The sequence below is a fragment of the Bradyrhizobium sp. WBOS07 genome (assembly GCF_024585165.1).
In the GTDB taxonomy this organism is placed as follows: domain Bacteria; phylum Pseudomonadota; class Alphaproteobacteria; order Rhizobiales; family Xanthobacteraceae; genus Bradyrhizobium; species Bradyrhizobium japonicum_B.
Genome location: NZ_CP029008.1, coordinates 4,652,184 through 4,671,641 on the forward strand (window position 1 = coordinate 4,652,184; position 19,458 = coordinate 4,671,641).

Genomic DNA, 19,458 nt, shown 5'->3' on the forward strand with positions numbered 1-19,458 from the left:
GCCACATTGGAGATCCAGGTCAAGCGCAGCCTGACCTTCACCGCCGCCGATACTGAATTTCTGGACGTCGTTGGACAAATCTGGGAAGCGGCGCAGAAGCCGGACTTCGCGATCAGCCGATACGAACTCGCAGCGGCGGTCGCGCGAACGACAACGCGTATCGAGCAGGCCTGCCAGGAAGTGTTGCATTGGGCTCGCCAACTTCCCGATGGCGCGACTTTCGCCGCGCGTATCAACCGCCCAAGCTTCGCATCGGACGCGATGCGCAGCTTCGTCGACGTCTTTCGCACGAACCTCAGGTTGGCCGGCGGGCGGACGGACGACGAGACGGTTTGGAGGCTACTTCGTCGCTTCCAGATTCTGGTTTTTGATTTTGAGTCAGTGGGCTCGGACTACGAACATCGCGCGCGAGAGAATTTGCGTTGGATCCTCGGCCCGGACCAAGCCGACCGTGCCAATGGCCTCTGGCAGGTTCTCATCGATCTTGTTGGCGCAAGCGCTCGTGCGGCCGGCGCCATGGATCGAGCTACGGTTGTCACGACACTTGAGCAGCAGCATGGCGTCCGCTTCACAGTGCATCCCTATGTGCGTCCTGTCTATGAGCGCCTGACGGAAGCAGCCGAGCTGGCGCTCGATGAGATCGACGAGACCGTTGGGGGTGTGCGCCTTGGGCGAAACCAGTTGATCGACAAGGCGGAAAACCTCCTCCAACAACGTCCGATTGTGCTGATCCAGGGGCCTCCCGGTGTCGGCAAATCCGGGGTCATGAAGCACCTTGCCGCGCGTCTGCAAGCTGAAGGCTGCGTCCTGGCTCTCCGCCGCGGCCGGATTATCTCGGGCGGCTGGTCAGTGATGGCTCACACGATCGGTTGGGCCGGCTCTCAAGCGGAACTGTTCAATGAGCTTGGAGCGGGTGGCGGAGCGACCCTGTTCATCGACAACATCGACCAGATCGACGATCCAGGCGAATGGGCCACAGTCATCGACCTGCTATCGCAAGCCACTCGCAGCCAGGGCTGGCGCATCGTCGCGACCTGCGGTGTGGAAAGTGACGACTGGAAGACGAAACTTCCCACGCGCGTTAGAGCGGCGGGCATCGGCAGCTTGGTGATCGGAGCTTTGTCGAATGAGGAAAAGGCCGAACTCTCCTCGCAGAACAAGGCGCTGGCTCTGATTTTGGCAGACGGCCATCCGGCTAAGGGAATTGCTGAAAATCTCTTCTATCTGTCGCGCCTGGTCGAACTCGGTGTCGGACAGGACGCCGGCATTGCAACCGAACTTGATCTCGCGCGCCTGTGGTGGCGCTATGGTGGCGGTCGATCCGAGGACGATCGGCGATTTGCGCGCCTGAAACTGTTACGTACGATCGGCGCTCAGGCGATTTCGGCCCCCTCGCAGGCAACGTTCAATGTCGACAATCTCGATTCTAGGACCGTTGTTGAACTATTGCGGCTCGAAACCTTGCGCGAGGAGATCCGTGGCGCAAGCGTAACGTTCCGACACGATGTGCTGCGTGACTGGACGGTTGGATTTCAGATCCACGAAGACGCCAACCTGTTAGCGGCGCAGCCGATGGAGCGGCCGTTGCCAATCTGGTTGGGCCGCGGGCTGGAGATCGCGGCGCGATTGGCGTTGGCCGATGATCCTTCAGGGCAACGCTGGCTGGCACTTCTTGCCATTGCCGAACGCGAAGGCCGCCATGGGAGCTGGAAGCGGCCCATACTGCTGGCACTTCCGCGCTCTGAAAACTCCCTGACACTATTTGTTGCTCTGACAGCCGTCTTGTTGGAATCGGGCGGGCGCTGGCTGCGCGAAATTATTCGGCTCGTGATCGCCGTCGAGTCTGAGCCTCTCGCTTCCTTGATCGCAAGGGTACGGCCGGATATCGCTCTGCCAGCGTTCGGCGGTGGTGACTTCATCGCGCCGAAAGGTTCGAGTTGGTTTCCGCTCGTGATCTGGCTGACGATTTCGACCAAGTCTCTGCCGACCGAATTAATTCCAGATGCCGTCAAGATATTTCAGGCGTGGCTAATGACCACGCATGGCCACAATTATCCACTGAACACGCAGATTGTCGGGATTCTTTTTGATTGGCTTGCCCTCGTCGAGTCTCATGTGACGCACCGCGTCTACCGAGACATCAGCGAGGTTCCGCCGAGCCTGAATATCGATCATCTGGAAGACGTGCGTAACGACATTCGGATGATCGCGTTCAGTTTCGCGAACTTGAATCCGTCTGCGGCAGCCCGGTACCTAGCCGGCATCAATTCAGAAACGATCGCCTATCACGATCAGCAGACACTTCTCAAATCGCCTGGAACGTTGCCGGGAGCAGCCCCTGGGCCATTCGCAGATTTTGCGCTAGCGACGCTGATCGAGAAAGATGATCCGGATCGCTACTATACGCGTCGCCGCGACTACGGTCCGTTTGAAGTCCATGAGCATGTCTTTTTGGATATCCCAACCGATGGCGGACCATTCCTCTCGGTTCTAAATGCTTCCCGCGATGACGGCTTGCGGCTTATTCGCGGGCTTGTCGAGCACGCGACGCAATGGCGCCGGGAGCAATACCAAGAACAGGGAACGCCGTTTCCGCAGATAAAGATCGCATTTCCCGGCAATGAAATGACGTTCGAAGGCGATCTCATGGTCTATCGCTGGACACGGGCCACCGGTCCTTCGCTGATCGCCGCCACGGCATTAAGGGCACTTGAAGCTTGGGGGCACCTCCAGATTGAGGCGGGATGCCCTTTCAATGATGTCCTGCACGACGTTCTTGGTCCAGACGGCTCAAGTCTTGCGTTTCTTGCCGTCGCGATTGACCTTGCGCTGTCGCATTGGCAGGTCGTCGCCGATGCAGCTTGGCCCTTGGCTGCCGATCCTCGACTGATCCAGTTCGATGAGGACCGCTTTAGGCACGATATCAGCGGCGTCAATCGTCGGCCACGCGCGGGAGGACAGCAGATCCAGACCACTCTTCGCGTGGATCTCGACGCCCAGCGGTCGCGACGAACGCGCCTATTCGACATAATCGGGCGATACGCCTTCCGCGGGGACGCCACCACTCTCACGCAGCTACGGGCCGCCTTTGAAAAAGTCCGCGACGAACTCGACAATCAACCCCATGACGATCAAAATCGGGTCGCGGAGCTCCATGCAACGGTTACGCGCGCCCTCCGCATGCTGGATGTGGCAAATTGGGAGGCCGTGACCACGACTTTGCAGGACGGTACTCAGGTCCAAGCCTATCAATTCAAGGAAATTCCCGAGGAGCAACAAGCGAGAGAGAACCAAGCCTCCCAAGCAAGCGCTAACCTTCAGCGCATGAGTATCCGGCTGCGGATACAGTCCGCTCTTGTTGAGCCCGACCAGTCGACACCGGCCCTTTTGCAAGAAGCACTCGCCTGGGCAATAGCGCAGCCCGCGCAAATCCAACTGCAGCCGGACGGCGAGGACGACAATTACGATACGGAATGGAACCGCCGCGCGGTTGTAATGACAGCGGCGCTCGTTGCCCGCGACTACGAGGCGGAAGACCGCGACAAGGTTCTAATTTGGGCTCGTCCGATTTTACTGACGGCATCGGTGCAGAACGACCGTGAATATTTCGGCAACGATCAGATCGAACACAACACGTCGGCTTCTGCCGCCCTTGGGATTGTCGCTCTGTTTCTTCGAGATCAGGATAAGACGACACGTGACATGCTCCTAGAGCTATCAGGCTATGAGCACCCCGCGGTACTCGAAGCGTTAGGGCAGAATCTATTGCATTTGGGCGAAGCGAACGACCGAATTCCGCGGTCCATCATCCGCATAGTTATGGTCGCTGCGGTCCATCTCCGCCGGGCCCTGAGTGTTGAGGAGCAGAAGGCTAATGACCGCCTTCACCGCGAGGCAATTGATGCTGCGATCGCTGTCGAACAGAATTGGCTTGACGGAGGAGGTACGGAGCCGCCGTGGCCCGAGCTGGCGTCATGGCCCTCGAGGTCGCGTCGGGGCAGTCGCTTGGGCGACGATGGACGTATTGATGATGACGATGACGGCGAACGGCCGAGGCACTATGTCCACGAACAAGCGATCGCCAAGCTTGCGCATCATCTCATCCGCTTCACGATCAAGGATGTTCCGGTCTGGGTTAAGCACCTAGCTGTCCATTTGATGGCGTGGACCGACGAGGCGAATGGTCCGCATGGCGAGGACGTGCGCGCGCCCGACCATCGTCCGAACACTTGGAATATCGCTTTTTTCGATTTTGTCGGAGTGTTGAGCGTTGCGTTATCGCATTCGGAAGTAGTCGATCTATTCTTGAAACGCATCATAGGGTTTAACGACGATGCCTTTCATGACGCCATGGCCTCATTCCTTCGCGGTTACGACCGGGCGACGGTGGCGACGGATACTAAAACCCCAGAGAATCCGGCTGATGTTCGCAAATTGCTTGCCGACCGCATCAAGCGCACCTGGAACTATCGGCGTCTAGGACGCGAGAAGGGCTTTACGAGCGAAACTCATGCTGGCGATGCTTTGACTGCCATGTTCTACCAGCCTTCGCGTTGGGCTGGCAGCGACCGTCCGACAATTCCTAACAATTGGCATGACCTGCCGACAACCATGCCAACGCTCACGAATATTGTTGTAGGTGCGCCAACGTCGGGCTATATCGCGGCTCTATTTCTAAACCTGATCGAATCGTCGCGTGACAAAGCACTCATTCCGTTTGTCGTTCGGGCACTGACGGCTTGGTGCTCTGCCTATGGCGTAGACCGAAATTTCTGGGCGGAGAGGAACATCGGCAGCCGCGTGTGCGCCTGGTGCGATGAGGCTCTAACCAAAGATGCAACGGCGCGCGCCACGTTGACCGAACGAGCCGACGATCTTTTCCGTTGCCTCGATATCCTTGTTCAGTCAGGCGTAGCGCAAGCACGGATCATCGAAGACAAGCTCGTCGGCCCTGAGGAAGGCCGCAAGGTCGGCTAAGTGGGTGCCGCACGATCAATCGTCATCTTCCGAACGTATAGCGGGCCATGCGTTTTCTCACCACCTTCCAGATTGCCGATTTCGCCGACACGCTGGTCAGCCTGATCACCGCCTTCGTGCTGGGCACGCTGATCGGCGCCGAGCGGCAATACCGCCAGCGCACCGCGGGCCTGCGGACCAATGTGCTGGTCGCGGTGGGGGCTGCCGCCTTCGTCGATCTCGCCATGCAGCTCGACAATGCAGAGGGCGCGGTGCGGGTGATCGCCTATGTCGTCTCGGGCATCGGCTTCCTGGGCGCCGGCGTCATCATGAAGCAGGGCATGGACGTGCGCGGGCTCAACACCGCCGCGACGCTGTGGGCCTCGGCCGCGGTCGGGTCCTGCGCCGGTGCCGACATGATCGCGCAGGCGGCCGCGCTGACGGTGTTCGTCATTGCCGGCAACACCATGCTGCGTCCGCTGGTCAACGCCATCAACCGCATCCCGCTGAACGAGAAGGCACTGGAGGCGAGCTATTATTTCAAGCTCGCGGTCGCGGCCGACGCCTTGCCTGATATGCGCGACCGCCTCGTCGAAAAGCTCGAGGGTGCGAAATATCCGGTGGCGAGTCTCGAGGTCGTCGAGATCGGCGAGGACATGCTGGAGATTGTCGCCAAGCTGGTCGCGAGCGCGATCGACCCGAACGAGCTGAACGCCGTGGCGACCGATCTGCAGCATCTGCCCGGCGTGCGCCATGCCACCTGGGAAGCCAGCACGACCGAGTAAGCGCGTCGTTTTGGCGCGCAAACGGGCCGTTCCGGTCCTGCCGGGGATGGAACCCTGGTCAGGCGATTTCGTTGATCCCGTGGATAAAGGCGGTGATCGATATGCCCGGCCAACATGACAAGCGCAGCCTGAAGCTCGACCTGACAATCGCTGTCTCGCTGTTCGCGGCGGGACTCGTGGTCGCGGTGATGTCGCTCGCCCAAATCCACGCCGAGAACCGGATGCAGATAGCGCAGGCGACGCAGCCGCTTCAGGGAACTCCGTCCGACGAGCAGAGCAAGGTGCCGGCGGAGGCCAAGCCCGGCGGCGACCGGCCGACCACGCCGGCGCCCGAGCCCGCGCGGCCGGATCCCCAGACGCAAGGCGCGGCGGGCGCGGCCAAGCCAGCATTGCCGCCGGCACCTGCCGAGAAAATCGCGCCGCCACTGGAGAGGAAGTAGGGCGGTCACCGCTCGCTCCCAGCCACACACTCAGTGTCGTCCGCGAAGGCGGACGATCCAGTCATCACCAGCATCTCGGTTTAATCACGACTGCCGCGGCGTACTGGATGCCCCGGTCAAGCCGGGCATGACAGTCGTGGGCGAGGCGGGACGCGTCGGGCCCTCACCGCACCAGGACGTTCTTGAACTGCCAGGGATCGCTGGTGTCGATGTCCTCCGGGAACAGTCCCGGGCGGTCCGTCAGCGGCGTCCAGTCGGTGTAGAAACCCTTCACCGGGCCGAGATAGGGCAGCTGGATCTCCAGGAGACGGTCGAAATCCATCTCGTCGGCCTCGACGATGCCCTCATTCGGATTCTCCAGCGCCCACACCATGCCGCCGAGCACGGCGGAGGTCACTTGCAGCGCGGTGGCGTTCTGGTAGGGCGCGAGCTCGCGGGTCTCCTCGATGGAGAGCTGCGAGCCGTACCAATACGCATTCTTGTCGTGGCCGAACAGCAGCACGCCGAGCTCGTCGATGCCGTCGACGATCTCGTCCTCTTCGAGGATGTGGTGCTTCTCCTGCATCTTGCCGGCACGGCCGAACAGCTCATGCAGCGACAGCACGGCGTCGTCGGCCGGATGATAGGCGTAGTGGCAGGTCGGCCGGTAGATCGCCGTGCCTGAGGCATCACGCACCGTGAAGTAATCGGCGATCGAGATCGACTCGTTGTGGGTGACGAGGAAGCCGTATTGCGCGCCGCGGGTCGGGCACCAGGTGCGCACGCGCGTATTGGCGCCCGGCTGCATCAGGTAGATGGCGGCGCCGCAGCCGGCTTCGTGGCCATGCGCATTCTCGGGCATCCATTTCTCGTGGGTGCCCCAGCCGAGCTCCGACGGCTGCATGCCCTCCGAGAGAAAACCTTCCACCGACCAGGTGTTGACGAAGACGTCGGGCTCCTTCGGCTTCTTGGAGCGCTGGGTGTCGCGCTCGGCGATGTGGATACCCTTGATGCCGGCCTGCCGCATCAGATCCGCCCATTCGGCCTTGGTCTTCGGCTTGGGGGCATTGAGCTTCAGATCCGCGGCGACGTTGAGCAGCGCCTGCTTGACGAAGAAGGAGACCATGCCGGGATTGGCGCCGCAGCAGGAGACGGCCGTGGTCGAGCCCTTAGGCCGCGCCTTCTTGGCCGCCAGCGTCACTTCGCGAAGGGCGTAGTTGGAGCGCGCCTCCGGCCCCTTCGACGAATCGAAATAGAAGCCGAGCCAGGGTTCGTTCACGGTATCGATGTAGAGCGCGCCGAGCTCGTTGCAGAGCTCCATGATGTCGGTCGAGCCGGTGTCGACCGAGAGATTGACGCAAAAGCCCTGGCCGCCGCCTTCGGTGAGCAGCGGAGACAGCAATTCGCGATAATTGTCCTTGGTCACGGCCTTCTGGATGAAGCGGACATTGTGCTTCTCGCAATGCGCCTTGCGGCCCTCGTCCTTGGGATCGATCACGGTGACGCGCGACTTGTCGTAATCGAGATGCCGCTCGATCAGCGGCAGGGTGCCTTTGCCGATGGAGCCGAAGCCGACCATGACGATGGGACCGGTGATCTTCGCGTAGATCTGCGAGGGAGGGCTCATGGGACGGTTTCTCCGGAACGTGCTGGCAGGCAAGGGCTGGGTGGATCAGGCGCTGCGGCGCTTGTCAGATGCTGCGGCGCTTGGCGGTGACTTCGATCTCGACCTTCATCTCGGGCTTGGCGAGGGCGCTGACGACCAGCAAGGTCGCGGCCGGCCTGATCTCGCCGAGAACCGCGCCGCAGACGGCGAAGTGGTCGTCGATGTAGCTGGGGTCGGTGACGTAGTAGGTCGCACGGACGATATCGGCCATCTCGAAGCCACCCTCCTTCAGGGCGGCTTCGATGGTCTTGAAGCAGTTGCGTGACTGGCTCGTGACGTCGGCCGGCATCGTCATCGTGCTGTAGTCATAGCCGGTGGTTCCCGCGACGAAGGCGAAATCGCCGTCGATCACGGCGCGGCTGTAGCCGACGGTCTTCTCGAGCGGAGAGCCGGTGGAGATCAGGCGACGGGGCATGGTTTGGGGCCTCGACTGAAGGATGTTTCGCGGGGTTAAAGGGCGTTTCCGGCGCCTGCGCAACCCCAAAGCAACGGGCGTGGCGCAGGCGCGGCCGGGCATTGCCGCTCAGCGCGGCTTGGGTCGTCGCGATGACAGCGATCCCTCAGGCCGCGCGCGCCACAGGTGCGCGAACCGACCTCCGTTTGGGCAGGGCCGCGCCGGTCGGGACGATCATCCCCCCGGCGCCGTCCAGCGCACCGTCGGCGAACTCGATCGCCAGCAGGCGGTCGCGCTCGAACGGTCCGGGCAGCGCAAGCTCGGCCGTCTTGTCCGCCGAGAAGCCGAAGCGGGCGTAATAGGCGGCATCGCCGAGCAGGATCACGGCTGCATGCCCGCGCGCCCGGGCGGCGGCCAGCGCCTGATGCATCAGCGCGGCGCCGATCCCGAGCTCGCGGCAGGCAGGATCGACCGCGAGCGGTCCGAGGACCAGCGCGGGCCTGCCTCCGGCGCTGACGTGCCACAGCCGCACGGTTCCCACGAGCCTGCCCTCGCGCATAGCCGACAAGGCGAGGCCTGCGGCAGGCGCGCGTCCGTCGCGCAGGCGCTGGCAGGTGCGGCCATGGCGGTCCTCGCCAAAGCAGGCATCGAGCAGCGCTTCGCGCATCGCAACGTCTCCAGCACGCTCCGCGCGGATCACGAACGGAGCGGCTTTCGAGGTGAGGGCGATCTGTGGCTTCCGAAAAGCAGTCATGGCGCGTCAGTCCCCGTTTGAACGGACGTGCGAGCAGCACGCCGGTCCAAGACGTCGTCAGAATCGAAATGTCAGGGAGGGAGCCGGCAAGCCGGCTCCCGGGTTCGTCAGGCCTCTCGAACAGAGAGGCGGATCAGATGTGGTACGTCTTCAGCGGCGGGATGCCGTTGAAGGCCACCGACGAGTAGGTCGACGTATAGGCCCCGGTGCCCTCGATCAGAACCTTGTCGCCGATCTCGAGCGTGACCGGGAGCGGATAGGGGTTCTTCTCGTACAGCACGTCGGCGCTGTCGCAGGTCGGCCCCGCCAGCACGCACGGTGTCATGTCCGCGCCGTCGTGACGGGTGCGGATGGCGTAACGGATCGACTCGTCCATGGTCTCGGCGAGACCGCCGAACTTGCCGATGTCCAGGTACACCCAGCGCACCTCGTCCTCGTCGCTCTTCTTCGAGATGAGCACGACCTCGGACTCGATGATGCCGGCATTGCCCACCATGCCGCGGCCCGGCTCGATGATGGTCTCCGGGATCTGGTTGCCGAAGTGCTTGCGCAGCGCGCGGAAGATCGAGCGGCCGTAGGTCACCACCGGCGGCACGTCCTTCAGGTACTTGGTCGGGAACCCGCCGCCCATGTTGACCATGGTCAGGTTGATGCCGCGCTCGGCGCAGTCGCGGAACACCTGCGAGGCCATCGCCAGCGCACGGTCCCACGCCTTCACCTTGCGCTGCTGCGAGCCGACATGGAAGGAGATGCCGCACGGCTCCAGCCGGAGGCGCTTGGCGAGGTCGAGCACCTCGACCGCCATCTCCGGGTCGCAGCCGAACTTGCGCGACAGCGGCCACTCGGCGCCGGCGCAGTCATAGAGGATGCGGCAAAACACCTTCGCGCCGGGGGCGGCACGGGCGACCTTCTCGACCTCGGCGGCGCAATCGACCGCGAACAGCCGGATGCCGAGCGCGAAGGCGCGCGCGATGTCGCGCTCCTTCTTGATCGTGTTGCCGAAGGAGATGCGGTCGGGCGTCGCACCCGCAGCCAGCGCCATCTCGACCTCCGCGACAGTCGCGGTGTCGAAGCAGGAGCCCATCGAGGCGAGCAGCGACAGCACTTCCGGCGCCGGGTTCGCCTTGACGGCATAGAACACGCGGCTGTCGGGCAGCGCCTTGGCGAAGCTCTGGTAATTGTCGCGCACGACCTCAAGGTCGACGACGAGGCACGGCTCGGTGTCGAGGCCATCCTTGCGGCGGTTGCGCAGGAATTCCTGGATACGTTCGGTCATGGCACTCTCCCAAACGGCCCAGCGACGGGCCCGTTCAAAACATGACGCCGGATAAGAGTGCTCTGGCCGGATCGCGCGATGGAGGCGCGACGAAGCCAAAAGACTCAAACCAGACTGTGCTGCCGTGGATTGGTTGGGAGTGTTCCCGCCCGCACACCTGGCAATGAAGGACAAGCCTTTTCAGTAGCCCGCGCCGGCGTTGGACTGCCGGTAGAGACCAAAAAAGCCCGATCCGTCGTTGCTTTAAGTCGCGTCCCCCGTTGAGAGCGGGGTGCGCCGGTTCGCCTCCGGCTGCCAGTCACGGTTGCAAAGAGCGAAGTCACCTTCGACATGGCATCCCTTTGAGAGAGATGCTGGGCACTCCGGGTTTGCTTTGTCGTCCAACCTGCAAGTCTTGCGACCTCGGCCTTCCGACTTCCACACTTCCGAAGAGCCCCTCGGCTTCTTCACCCCTTGGCGGCTGTCCGGCCTCTTGTCCGGATACCTACCGACTGACACACGACCACAGGCACGTGCGAAATTGGGCAAGTCCGCACATAAGTGTTTTGACTCGGCTTCGCAAGAATTTTTTTAGGCTGCGAACAGAATTGCCTAACATCTGCTTGCGCAGTGTTGCGCGAGCGACGCGGAAGATGAACGCGCGTTAAGTTTTCCGTGGCAGCGCGCGCGTCTCTCTCGCGCGAGACGCCTCAGCCGCGCTTCGTGAAGGGCTCGATGCGCTGAGCCGCGCGGATGAAGGCCGTCATCACGAGCACGCCGAGTGCGAACAGCACGGCCTGCAGGATGTGTGCGCCCTGGTCGCCGAGCCCGAACAGGATCGCGAGCGCCCAGCCGCCGGCGAACGCCGCGCCGAACACTTCGGCGCCGATCAGGATGGCGGCGCTGATGACGGTGATGACGCTGGGCCAGACGATCTGACGGGAAGACGAGGAAGGCGCGTTCATGAGCTTAAGGGGTCCGTGGTCCATCGAGGGCCGCAATCTCCTCGAAAAGGCGGCCGGGAGCAAGGCCAAATGGCCCAAAAAAGCCCCATCGCGTGCTATAGCTGGCCGCAACAATCGAGCCATGAAAACCGGGACTTGCGATGTCAGAACCCCGCCAAATTACGGACTCCGAGACCAATCCGCTGCTGAAGGCCTGGGTGACGCCGTTTGCGACCCCGCCCTTCGACCAGATCAGGACGGAGCACTTCCTGCCCGCGTTCGAGCAGGCCTTCGCCGACCACTCCGCCGAGATCGCGGCGATCACCAACGATCCGGCCGCGCCCGACTTCGCCAACACCATCACGGCGCTGGAGCGCTCGGGCAAGCTGCTGAGCAAGGTCGCGGCGGTGTTCTACGACCTCGTTTCGGCGCATTCCAATCCGGCCATCCTGGAGATCGACAAGGAGGTCTCCTTGCGGATGGCGCGGCACTGGAATCCGATCATGATGAATGCCGTGCTGTTTGGTCGCATCGCCCAGCTGCATGAGAACCGCGCCAATCTCGGCCTTTCGCCCGAGCAGCTCCGCCTGCTGGAGCGCACCTACACCCGCTTCCACCGCGCCGGCGCCGGCCTGTCCGAGGAGGCCAAGACGCGGATGGCCGAGATCAACGAGAGGCTCGCCCAGCTCGGCACCGGCTTCAGCCATCATCTGCTCGGCGACGAGCAGGACTGGGTCATGGAGCTTGGCGAGGCCGACCGCCAGGGCCTGCCGGAGAGCTTCGTCGCCGCCGCCAAGGCTGCGGCGGAAGAGCGCGGCATGGACGGCAAGGCCATCGTCACGCTGTCGCGTTCCTCGGTCGAGCAGTTCCTGAAGAGCTCGGCCCGGCGCGACCTGCGCGAGAAGGTCTACAAGGCCTTCATCGCCCGCGGCGACAACGGCAACGCCAACGACAACAACGCAACCATCGTCGAGATCCTGAAGCTGCGCGAGGAGAGCGCGAACCTCCTGGGCTATCCGACCTATGCCGCCTACCGGCTCGAGGATTCCATGGCCAAGACGCCCGACGCGGTGCGGGGCCTCTTGGAGCGGGTCTGGAAGCCGGCGCGCGCCCGGGCGCTTGCCGACCGCGACGAGATGCAGGCGCTGATCACGGCGGAGGGCGGCAATTTCAAGCTCGCCCCCTGGGACTGGCGCTTCTATGCCGAGAAACTGCGCCTTCAGCGCGCCAATTTCGACGATTCCGCGATCAAGCCGTACCTCGCGCTCCACCACATGATCGAAGCCGCCTTCGACTGCGCCACGCGCCTGTTCGGCGTCACCTTCGAGGAGCGCAAGGACGTTCCGGTCTGGCACCCCGACGTCCGGGTCTGGGAGATGAAGGACAGGGACGGCAAGCACAAGGCACTGTTCTACGGCGACTACTTCGCCCGGCCGTCGAAGCGCTCCGGCGCCTGGATGACCTCGCTGCGCGACCAGCAGAAGCTCGACGGCGAAGTCGCGCCGCTGGTTCTCAACATCTGCAATTTCGCCAAGGGCGCCGATGGCGAGCCCTCGCTGCTGTCGCCCGACGATGCCCGCACCCTGTTCCACGAGTTCGGCCACGGCCTGCACGGCATGCTCTCCAACGTGACCTATCCGTCGCTGTCGGGCACCTCCGTGTTCACCGATTTCGTCGAGCTGCCGTCGCAGCTCTACGAGCACTGGCAGGAGCGGCCCGAGGTGCTGCAGAAATTCGCCCGCCACTACCAGACCGGCGAGCCGCTGCCGGACGACCTGCTCCAGCGCTTCCTTGCCGCGCGCAAATTCAACCAGGGCTTCGCCACGGTCGAGTTCGTCTCCTCGGCGCTGATCGACCTCGAATTCCACACCCAGCCGGCCGCGGCCGCGCAGGATGTCCGTGCCTTCGAGCGACGCGAGCTGGAGAAGATCGGCATGCCCGAGGAGATCGCGCTGCGTCACCGTCCCACGCAGTTCGGCCACATCTTCACCGGCGATCATTACGCCGCCGGCTATTACAGCTACATGTGGTCCGAGGTGATGGACGCCGACGCCTTTGGCGCATTCGAGGAGGCCGGGGACATCTTCGATCCCGCCGTGGCAAAGCGCCTGCACGACGACATCTACGCCTCGGGCGGATCGCTCGATCCGGAAGCCGCCTATGAGGCCTTCCGCGGCCGCCCGCCGGAACCCGACGCGCTGCTGCGCCGGCGCGGCCTGCTCGACAACGCCAAGGCTGCCTGATGAGAACGACGATGCGCCGTCTGTCTGGACTGCTGCTGGCCGCTGGCCTCTCGCTCGCCGCCGGCGCGGCGAGCGCGCATCCGCATGTCTGGATCACCGCGACCAGCGAGCTGCTCTATGCTGCGGACGGCACCATCACCGGCGTCCGCCACGCCTGGACCTTCGACGACATGTTCTCGACCTATGCGGTGCAGGGGCTCGAGAGCAAGACCAAGGGCGCCTATACGCGCGAGGAGCTGGGGCCGTTGGCGCAGACCAATGTGGAGTCGCTGAAGGAATATGCCTACTTCACCTTCGCGCGAGCGGACGGCAAGAAGGAGCGATTCCAGGAGCCGGTCGACTATTACCTCGACTACAAGGATACGGTCCTGACCCTGCACTTCACGCTGCCGCTGAAGAACCCGGTCAAGCCCAAGCAGCTGGTGCTCGAAGTGTACGACCGTTCCTTCTTCATCGACTTCAAGATGGCCAAGGACCACCCGGTCAAGCTGGTCGGCGCGCCCGCCGGCTGCCAGATGAAGCTTGACCGGCCGGGCGACGGCACCGCGACCGCGCAGAAGCTCAACGAGCAGACCTTCATGAACGGCGAGAACACCAATTTCGGCATGATGTTCGCCAACAAGATCACGGTGGATTGCCCTTGAAGCCGCCACTCCCTCCGCTTGCCCGCTGGCTGTTCGCCGGCGCCGCCGTCCTGCTGGCGATCAGCGTGGCCGATGCCGCGCTCCACGACGTCCTCGCGCAGAATCCGTTCGGTGCGCCGCGTCCGGCGCAGGCGGCCCAGCCCGAAGCCAGCGGCATCATCGGCTGGCTGCTGGCCAAGCAGTCGGAATTCTATCGGCAGATGTCGTCCACGATCCGCGCCGCGAAGTCCGACGGCTCGGCGGTGTGGACGCTGCTCTTCATCTCGTTCGCCTACGGCATCTTCCACGCCGCCGGTCCCGGCCACGGCAAGGCGGTGATCGCGTCCTATCTCGTCGCCAACCGCGAGACCGCACGGCGCGGCATCGCGCTGTCGTTCGCCTCGGCGCTGATGCAGTCGCTGGTGGCGATCCTCATCGTCGGCATCTCGGCCCGGGTCCTGAATGCGACCGCCAAGACCATGTGCAAGGCGGAAGGGGTGATCGAAATCGCGAGCTACGCCCTGATCGCGCTGTTCGGGCTGCGCCTGGTCTGGCTCAAGGGTCGCACCTTCATCCGGGCGCTGCAGGCGGCCCAGCCGGTGCCGGCGATCGCCGGCGTGCCGCACCATCATGATCATCACCATCATCATGATGCCCACGATCATCACGATCACGGTCACGATCATCACCACGATCACGGCCATGCGCACGCCCATGCCCATCACGGTCATGACCATGTCCATGACGAGCATTGCGGCCATTCCCACGGCCCCACGCCGAGCGAGCTCTCCGGCCCCGGCGGCTGGCAGCGTGGATTTGCCGCGATCCTCACTGTCGGCATCCGTCCCTGCTCCGGCGCCATCCTGGTGCTGGTGTTCGCGCTCGCCCAGGGCCTGTTCTGGGCCGGTATCGCCGCGACCTTCCTGATGGGGCTCGGCACCGCGATCACGGTCGCGGCCATCGCGGTCGTCGCCGTCTCCGCCAAGGACATCGCCGCGCGCCTCAGCGCCGGGCGCGACGGCGGCGGCGCACTGTTCATGCGCGGCATCGAATTCGCGGCGGCCGGCGTCGTGCTGCTGTTCGGCGCGGGCCTGCTGTTCGGCTACATCGCCGCCGAGCGGACGATGTGTTTCTAGGCTGAGCTCTCGTGCCCCGGACGCAGCGCAGCGCGTAGCGATGCGCTGCAGAGCCGGGGCCCATCCCTCCCTACGGCAGGACGCGGCCTTCTAGGTCCCGGCTCTGCGCAGCAACGCCAAGAGCGTTGCAGCGCGTCCGGGACACGAGAGCGGCGCCTTTGCGAACTCCCTTCGATCCGCTATTGAGTTCGCCAAACCAACAAGAACATCTCGGGAGTCTCCATGTCGCGGGAAAATTTCTGGTTCTTCCATCCGTTCCGGGTGCGCTATTCCGAGATTGATGGCCAAGGCGTCGTCTTCAACGCGCATTACCTGACCTATTTCGACACCGCCATCACCGAATATTTCCGCGCGCTCGGTTTCGACCAATATGCCGACGCTCAGGCGAGCGGCATCGATTTCCACGTCGTCAAGTCCGTCATCGAATACAAGGCGCCGGTCCGCTTCGACTGGGAGCTGGATGTCGGCGTGCGCGTGGCGCGGATCGGCAATTCCAGTCTCGTCTTCGAGCTTGCCATCTTCCTGAAGGGCGGCACGGAGGCGCTGGTGACCGGCGAGATCGTCTGGGTCTACACCAACCAGGAGACCCACCGTCCCGTCACGATCCCGGCATCCATGCGGGCGCTGATTGCGACGCGGGAGCGGCATCTGGCGGCGAGAGACCTCACACCGGCAGGAACCGCTTCAGGGCCGGCATGAAGAAGATCCCGAGATTGATCGCAAAGCCGACGGTCCAGAGGATCGAGCGCAGCGTCGGTCGGTTGCCGAGATAGGTCAGCACATAGGCGAGGCGGACGATGAGGAAGAGGGCTGCGAGTTCGTCGACGAGGCGTTGCGGCGACTCTCGGTATTCGGCGAGCAGCACCGCGATGGCGAAGAAAGGGAAGGTCTCGATGCCGTTCTGGTGCGCGCCGAGCGCGCGCTGCGAGAGAGGGTCCTCGTAGAAGGCAGGGTCGCGCGGCCGGGAATTGTCGAAGCGGCGAAACCTGATCCATTTGACCGCGGCGATCGTAGATAGATAGAGCAGCAGCGCTCCAAAGACGCACCATTCCGCGAGTGTCATCGTCGTTCCTCGGCCTGGGTGCGACCCTAACGAAATCGGCCTCATCTTGACAAGTTCGAACCAAAGCGCGACCCACACAGCCATGACCAGCGTCGTCCCCATCGAGACCGGAAGACCAGCCGCTCAATCCGCCTTGCCGCGCGTCGGCGTGCTGCTGGTCAATCTCGGCACGCCTGATACCGCCGATGCGCCGGGCGTGCGGGTTTACCTCAAGGAATTCCTCAGTGACGCCCGCGTCATCGAGGACCAGGGCCTGATCTGGAAGGCCGTGCTGAACGGCATCATCCTGCGCAGCCGCCCCCGCACCAAGGCGCTCGACTACCAGAAGATCTGGAACACCGAGAAGAACGAGTCGCCGCTGAAGACCATCACGCGGTCGCAAGCCGACAAGTTGGCGGCCTCGCTGTCCGACTACGCCCACGTCGTGGTGGACTGGGCGATGCGCTACGGCAATCCGTCCATCAAGTCAGGCATCGACGCGCTGATCGCGAGAGGCTGCGAGCGCATCCTGGCGGTGCCCCTGTATCCGCAATACTCCGCCTCGACCTCGGCGACCGTCTGCGACGAAGTGTTCCGCGTGCTCGCACAGCTGCGCAACCAGCCGACGCTGCGGGTGACGCCGCCTTATTATGAGGACGCGGCCTATATCGAGGCGCTCGCGAGCTCGATCGAGACCCATCTGGCGAGCCTGCCGTTCAAGCCAGAGCTGATCGTGGCCTCCTTCCACGGCATGCCGAAATCCTATGTAGAGAAGGGCGACCCCTATCAGCAGCACTGCATCGCCACCACCGAGGCGCTGCGCCGCCGGCTCGGCATGGACGAGACGAAGCTGCTGCTGACCTTCCAGTCGCGCTTCGGCAATGCCGAGTGGCTACAGCCCTATACCGACAAGACCATGGAGCGGCTCGCCAAGGAAGGCGTGCGCCGCATCGCGGTGGTGACGCCGGGCTTTTCCGCCGACTGCCTGGAGACGCTGGAGGAGATCGCGCAGGAGAACGCCGAGATATTCAAGCACAATGGCGGCGAGCAGTTTTCGGCGATTCCCTGCCTCAACGACAGCCAGCCCGGCATGGACGTGATCCGCAGCCTGGTGCTGCGCGAGCTCCAGGGCTGGATATGACAGGCGCCTGCACCGCAATATCAACCCTTGCCGCTAGGTTCGCTTCCGCCTCCTTCAGGAGCCTTCCTCCAAACTACATAATCGCCGCCATTCCCCTCCGTCCGTCTTGTGCAGATTGCACTGATGCGAACGTTACGCGCGACCGCTGAACCGGTATGGTCGTGTTCCCGACCAATGACAGCGCGGGAAAGGCCTTTTCCTGCCTTGGAGGAAATATGAGCGGTTTCGATATCTTCGCGATTGTTCTGGTCCTGCTCGTCATCGTCACGCTGGTGGCCGGCGTGAAGACGGTGCCGCAGGGCTATGACTGGACCATCGAGCGGTTCGGCAAATACACGCAGACCCTGAGCCCCGGCCTCAATCTGATCGTGCCCTATTTCGATCGTGTCGGGCGCAAGATCAACATGATGGAGCAGGTGATCGACATTCCCGAGCAGGAGGTGATCACCAAGGACAACGCCACCGTGACGGTGGACGGTGTTGCCTTCTACCAGGTGTTCGACGCCGCGAAAGCCAGCTACGAGGTCTCCAACCTGACCCAAGCCATCACCGTCCTGACCATGACCAACATCCGCTCGGTGATGGGCTCGATGGACCTCGACCAGGTGCTGTCGCATCGTGACGAGATCAACGAGCGCCTGCTCCGCGTTGTCGATGCCGCGGTGTCGCCCTGGGGCGTCAAGGTCAACCGCATCGAGATCAAGGATATCGTGCCGCCCGCCGACCTCGTCGAGGCCATGGGCCGGCAGATGAAGGCCGAGCGCGTCAAGCGCGCCGACATCCTGGCGGCCGAAGGCCAGCGCCAGTCCGAGATCCTGCGCGCCGAGGGCGCCAAGCAGGGCCAGATCCTGCAGGCCGAAGGCCGCAAGGAAGCCGCGTTCCGCGACGCCGAGGCACGCGAACGTTCGGCGGAGGCGGAAGCGAAGGCCACGCAGATGGTGAGCGAAGCCATTGCCAAGGGCGACGTCGCCGCGTTGAACTATTTCATCGCCGACAAATATATCAAGGCGTTCGGACAGTTTGCGGAGGCGCCGAACCAGAAGATCATCATGCTGCCGATCGAGGCCACGAGCATGCTCGGTTCGCTCGCCGGCATCGGCGAGATCGCCAAGGCGACGTTCGGTGAGAGCGCGGCCTCCGGGTCCGCCGCCGCTCGCCGCCCCGGCTCGGTGCCCCCGACCGGGAGCACGCCGCCGGCGGTGCCGCCGCGGCAGGGATAGTCACCGGCTCATGGCCCTTCGCCAGGCCTGCGCCAATGATGGAAGGTCGCGTCATGACCGACATGTTCGTATCGCTCGGCACCTGGAACTGGCTGATCTTCGGCTTCATCCTGATGGCGCTGGAGGTGTTGGCGCCGGGCATATTCCTGCTCTGGCTTGGGCTCGCCGCCCTGCTGGTGGGGTTGATCTCGTTCGCCGTGCCCACGTCCTGGCAGCTGCAGCTGGTGATGTTCGCTTTGTTCGCCGCGGCCGCCGTGCCGGTGTGGCGCCGCCTGGCCCGGCCGAAGCCGGATGCGAGCGCCAGCCCCTTCCTCAACAAGCGCGCCGAGGCCTTACTCGGGCGTGAGTTCACGCTGGAGAAGCCGATCATCGACGGCAGCGGCACCATGCGCATCGGCGACACCGTGTGGCGCGTGGCAGGCCCCGACACGCCCGCGGGAACGCGGGTGAAGGTGGTGCAGGTGGATGGTGCCAACCTGACGGTCGCCGCGGCGTAGCCTCGCTTACCCTCCAAGGGGGGTAAGCGAGGCACTACCTCTTCCACCGCTCCGCAAAGCGGTGCAGCGGCATGACCATCTCGCAGAGGTCCCGTCCCAGCGCCGTCAGTCCATAACCTCCGCCTTCGCCAAGCTCGACGAATCCCGCCTCGCGCAGCTCCGTCAGCCGTGCCTGCAGCACCGTCGGCGAGGCCTCGTCGCAGGCGGTGCGCAATGCGCGGGAGGTGAGGGGCCCGCCGCGCAATTCCCACAATATCCGCAGGCTCCAGCGCCGGCCGAGCAGGTCGAGCAGCGCCATGATCGGCCGTCCGGTGCGCGATCCCCGGACCCGGGGCGTCCTCGTGTCTGCCTGCTTGGCCATCCTGCCCTCTTGCGGTTTGCTA

General features: G+C 63.8%; 17 protein-coding genes. 10 read left to right on the forward strand and 7 right to left on the reverse strand.

Going from position 1 to position 19,458, the window contains the following annotated elements; translation table 11 throughout:
* Positions 1–6 precede the first annotated feature (6 nt).
* The 3 genes from DCM79_RS22190 to DCM79_RS22200 all read left to right on the forward strand — a co-directional run bounded on the left by DCM79_RS22190 (position 7) and on the right by DCM79_RS22200 (position 6,181).
* Positions 7–4,977 (forward strand): hypothetical protein, encoded by a 4,971-nt coding sequence (locus tag DCM79_RS22190; protein WP_257176343.1) that lies wholly within the window; start codon positions 7–9, stop codon positions 4,975–4,977.
* Positions 4,978–5,024: 47 nt separating this feature from the next.
* The gene (locus DCM79_RS22195; RefSeq protein ID WP_257176344.1) at positions 5,025–5,741 is read left to right on the forward strand and encodes an MgtC/SapB family protein; all 717 of its coding nucleotides are present in this window, start codon (positions 5,025–5,027) and stop codon (positions 5,739–5,741) included.
* Between the two features lie 101 nt (positions 5,742–5,842).
* A complete protein-coding gene (locus DCM79_RS22200; protein ID WP_257176345.1) occupies positions 5,843–6,181 on the forward strand; it encodes a hypothetical protein in 339 nt (112 codons plus the stop codon).
* Positions 6,182–6,344: 163 nt separating this feature from the next.
* Here the strand turns inward: DCM79_RS22200 and DCM79_RS22205 are convergent, their stop codons facing one another.
* The 5 genes from DCM79_RS22205 to DCM79_RS22225 all read right to left on the reverse strand — a co-directional run bounded on the left by DCM79_RS22205 (position 6,345) and on the right by DCM79_RS22225 (position 11,194).
* On the reverse strand, positions 6,345–7,787 hold the full coding sequence (locus DCM79_RS22205; protein WP_257176346.1) for a homospermidine synthase: 1,443 nt from the start codon (positions 7,785–7,787) through the stop codon (positions 6,345–6,347).
* Positions 7,788–7,851: 64 nt separating this feature from the next.
* Positions 7,852–8,241 carry a RidA family protein gene (locus DCM79_RS22210; protein ID WP_028134213.1) on the reverse strand — a complete coding sequence of 130 codons (390 nt, stop codon included), beginning with the start codon at positions 8,239–8,241 and terminating at the stop codon, positions 7,852–7,854.
* A gap of 145 nt (positions 8,242–8,386) precedes the next feature.
* Positions 8,387–8,974, reverse strand: coding sequence for a GNAT family N-acetyltransferase (locus tag DCM79_RS22215; protein ID WP_257176347.1), 588 nt, complete (start codon positions 8,972–8,974; stop codon positions 8,387–8,389).
* A 133-nt stretch (positions 8,975–9,107) separates the two neighbouring features.
* Positions 9,108–10,250: a type III PLP-dependent enzyme gene (locus DCM79_RS22220; protein WP_257176348.1), complete on the reverse strand. Its 1,143-nt coding sequence runs from the start codon at positions 10,248–10,250 to the stop codon at positions 9,108–9,110.
* Between the two features lie 689 nt (positions 10,251–10,939).
* A complete protein-coding gene (locus tag DCM79_RS22225; RefSeq protein WP_028134216.1) occupies positions 10,940–11,194 on the reverse strand; it encodes a hypothetical protein in 255 nt (84 codons plus the stop codon).
* Positions 11,195–11,334: 140 nt separating this feature from the next.
* On the opposite strand from DCM79_RS22225, the gene DCM79_RS22230 reads away from it, so the two are divergent.
* The 4 genes from DCM79_RS22230 (at position 11,335) to DCM79_RS22245 (ending at position 15,874) form a co-directional block, all read left to right on the forward strand.
* Entirely contained in the window at positions 11,335–13,416 is a 2,082-nt protein-coding gene (locus DCM79_RS22230; RefSeq protein ID WP_257176349.1) for a M3 family metallopeptidase, read from the forward strand.
* Between the two features lie 11 nt (positions 13,417–13,427).
* Entirely contained in the window at positions 13,428–14,060 is a 633-nt protein-coding gene (locus DCM79_RS22235; protein ID WP_257176350.1) for a DUF1007 family protein, read from the forward strand.
* Complete coding sequence (locus tag DCM79_RS22240; protein ID WP_257176351.1) at positions 14,057–15,175, forward strand: nickel/cobalt transporter; 1,119 nt, start codon at positions 14,057–14,059, stop codon at positions 15,173–15,175. The genes DCM79_RS22235 and DCM79_RS22240 overlap by 4 nt, the downstream gene beginning before the upstream one ends.
* 222 nt (positions 15,176–15,397) lie before the next feature.
* On the forward strand, positions 15,398–15,874 hold the full coding sequence (locus DCM79_RS22245; RefSeq protein ID WP_257176352.1) for a thioesterase family protein: 477 nt from the start codon (positions 15,398–15,400) through the stop codon (positions 15,872–15,874).
* Here DCM79_RS22245 and DCM79_RS22250 read toward each other — a convergent pair.
* A complete protein-coding gene (locus DCM79_RS22250; RefSeq protein ID WP_257176353.1) occupies positions 15,840–16,238 on the reverse strand; it encodes an MAPEG family protein in 399 nt (132 codons plus the stop codon). The two genes, DCM79_RS22245 and DCM79_RS22250, sit on opposite strands and share 35 nt — an antisense overlap.
* A gap of 82 nt (positions 16,239–16,320) precedes the next feature.
* On the opposite strand from DCM79_RS22250, the gene hemH reads away from it, so the two are divergent.
* The 3 genes from hemH (at position 16,321) to DCM79_RS22265 (ending at position 19,075) form a co-directional block, all read left to right on the forward strand.
* Positions 16,321–17,358, forward strand: coding sequence for a ferrochelatase (hemH, locus tag DCM79_RS22255; RefSeq protein ID WP_257176354.1), 1,038 nt, complete (start codon positions 16,321–16,323; stop codon positions 17,356–17,358).
* Positions 17,359–17,573: 215 nt separating this feature from the next.
* Entirely contained in the window at positions 17,574–18,578 is a 1,005-nt protein-coding gene (locus DCM79_RS22260) for an SPFH domain-containing protein (protein ID WP_257176355.1), read from the forward strand.
* A gap of 53 nt (positions 18,579–18,631) precedes the next feature.
* Positions 18,632–19,075 (forward strand): NfeD family protein, encoded by a 444-nt coding sequence (locus tag DCM79_RS22265; protein WP_257176356.1) that lies wholly within the window; start codon positions 18,632–18,634, stop codon positions 19,073–19,075.
* Between the two features lie 34 nt (positions 19,076–19,109).
* Here the strand turns inward: DCM79_RS22265 and DCM79_RS22270 are convergent, their stop codons facing one another.
* Positions 19,110–19,436 (reverse strand): helix-turn-helix domain-containing protein, encoded by a 327-nt coding sequence (locus DCM79_RS22270; RefSeq protein ID WP_257176357.1) that lies wholly within the window; start codon positions 19,434–19,436, stop codon positions 19,110–19,112.
* Positions 19,437–19,458 lie beyond the last annotated feature (22 nt).

Bases quoted from the DNA above. Each gene is read 5' to 3' on its own strand.
- DCM79_RS22195 (WP_257176344.1), top strand. From the start codon at position 5,025: ATGCGTTTTCTCACCACCTTCCAGATTGCCGATTTCGCCGACACGCTG.
- DCM79_RS22200 (WP_257176345.1), top strand. From the start codon at position 5,843: ATGCCCGGCCAACATGACAAGCGCAGCCTGAAGCTCGACCTGACAATC.
- DCM79_RS22205 (WP_257176346.1), bottom strand. From the start codon at position 7,787: ATGAGCCCTCCCTCGCAGATCTACGCGAAGATCACCGGTCCCATCGTC.
- DCM79_RS22210 (WP_028134213.1), bottom strand. From the start codon at position 8,241: ATGCCCCGTCGCCTGATCTCCACCGGCTCTCCGCTCGAGAAGACCGTC.
- DCM79_RS22215 (WP_257176347.1), bottom strand. From the start codon at position 8,974: ATGACTGCTTTTCGGAAGCCACAGATCGCCCTCACCTCGAAAGCCGCT.
- DCM79_RS22220 (WP_257176348.1), bottom strand. From the start codon at position 10,250: ATGACCGAACGTATCCAGGAATTCCTGCGCAACCGCCGCAAGGATGGC.
- DCM79_RS22225 (WP_028134216.1), bottom strand. From the start codon at position 11,194: ATGAACGCGCCTTCCTCGTCTTCCCGTCAGATCGTCTGGCCCAGCGTC.
- DCM79_RS22230 (WP_257176349.1), top strand. From the start codon at position 11,335: ATGTCAGAACCCCGCCAAATTACGGACTCCGAGACCAATCCGCTGCTG.
- DCM79_RS22235 (WP_257176350.1), top strand. From the start codon at position 13,428: ATGCGCCGTCTGTCTGGACTGCTGCTGGCCGCTGGCCTCTCGCTCGCC.
- DCM79_RS22245 (WP_257176352.1), top strand. From the start codon at position 15,398: ATGTCGCGGGAAAATTTCTGGTTCTTCCATCCGTTCCGGGTGCGCTAT.
- DCM79_RS22250 (WP_257176353.1), bottom strand. From the start codon at position 16,238: ATGACACTCGCGGAATGGTGCGTCTTTGGAGCGCTGCTGCTCTATCTA.
- hemH (WP_257176354.1), top strand. From the start codon at position 16,321: ATGACCAGCGTCGTCCCCATCGAGACCGGAAGACCAGCCGCTCAATCC.
- DCM79_RS22260 (WP_257176355.1), top strand. From the start codon at position 17,574: ATGAGCGGTTTCGATATCTTCGCGATTGTTCTGGTCCTGCTCGTCATC.
- DCM79_RS22265 (WP_257176356.1), top strand. From the start codon at position 18,632: ATGACCGACATGTTCGTATCGCTCGGCACCTGGAACTGGCTGATCTTC.
- DCM79_RS22270 (WP_257176357.1), bottom strand. From the start codon at position 19,436: ATGGCCAAGCAGGCAGACACGAGGACGCCCCGGGTCCGGGGATCGCGC.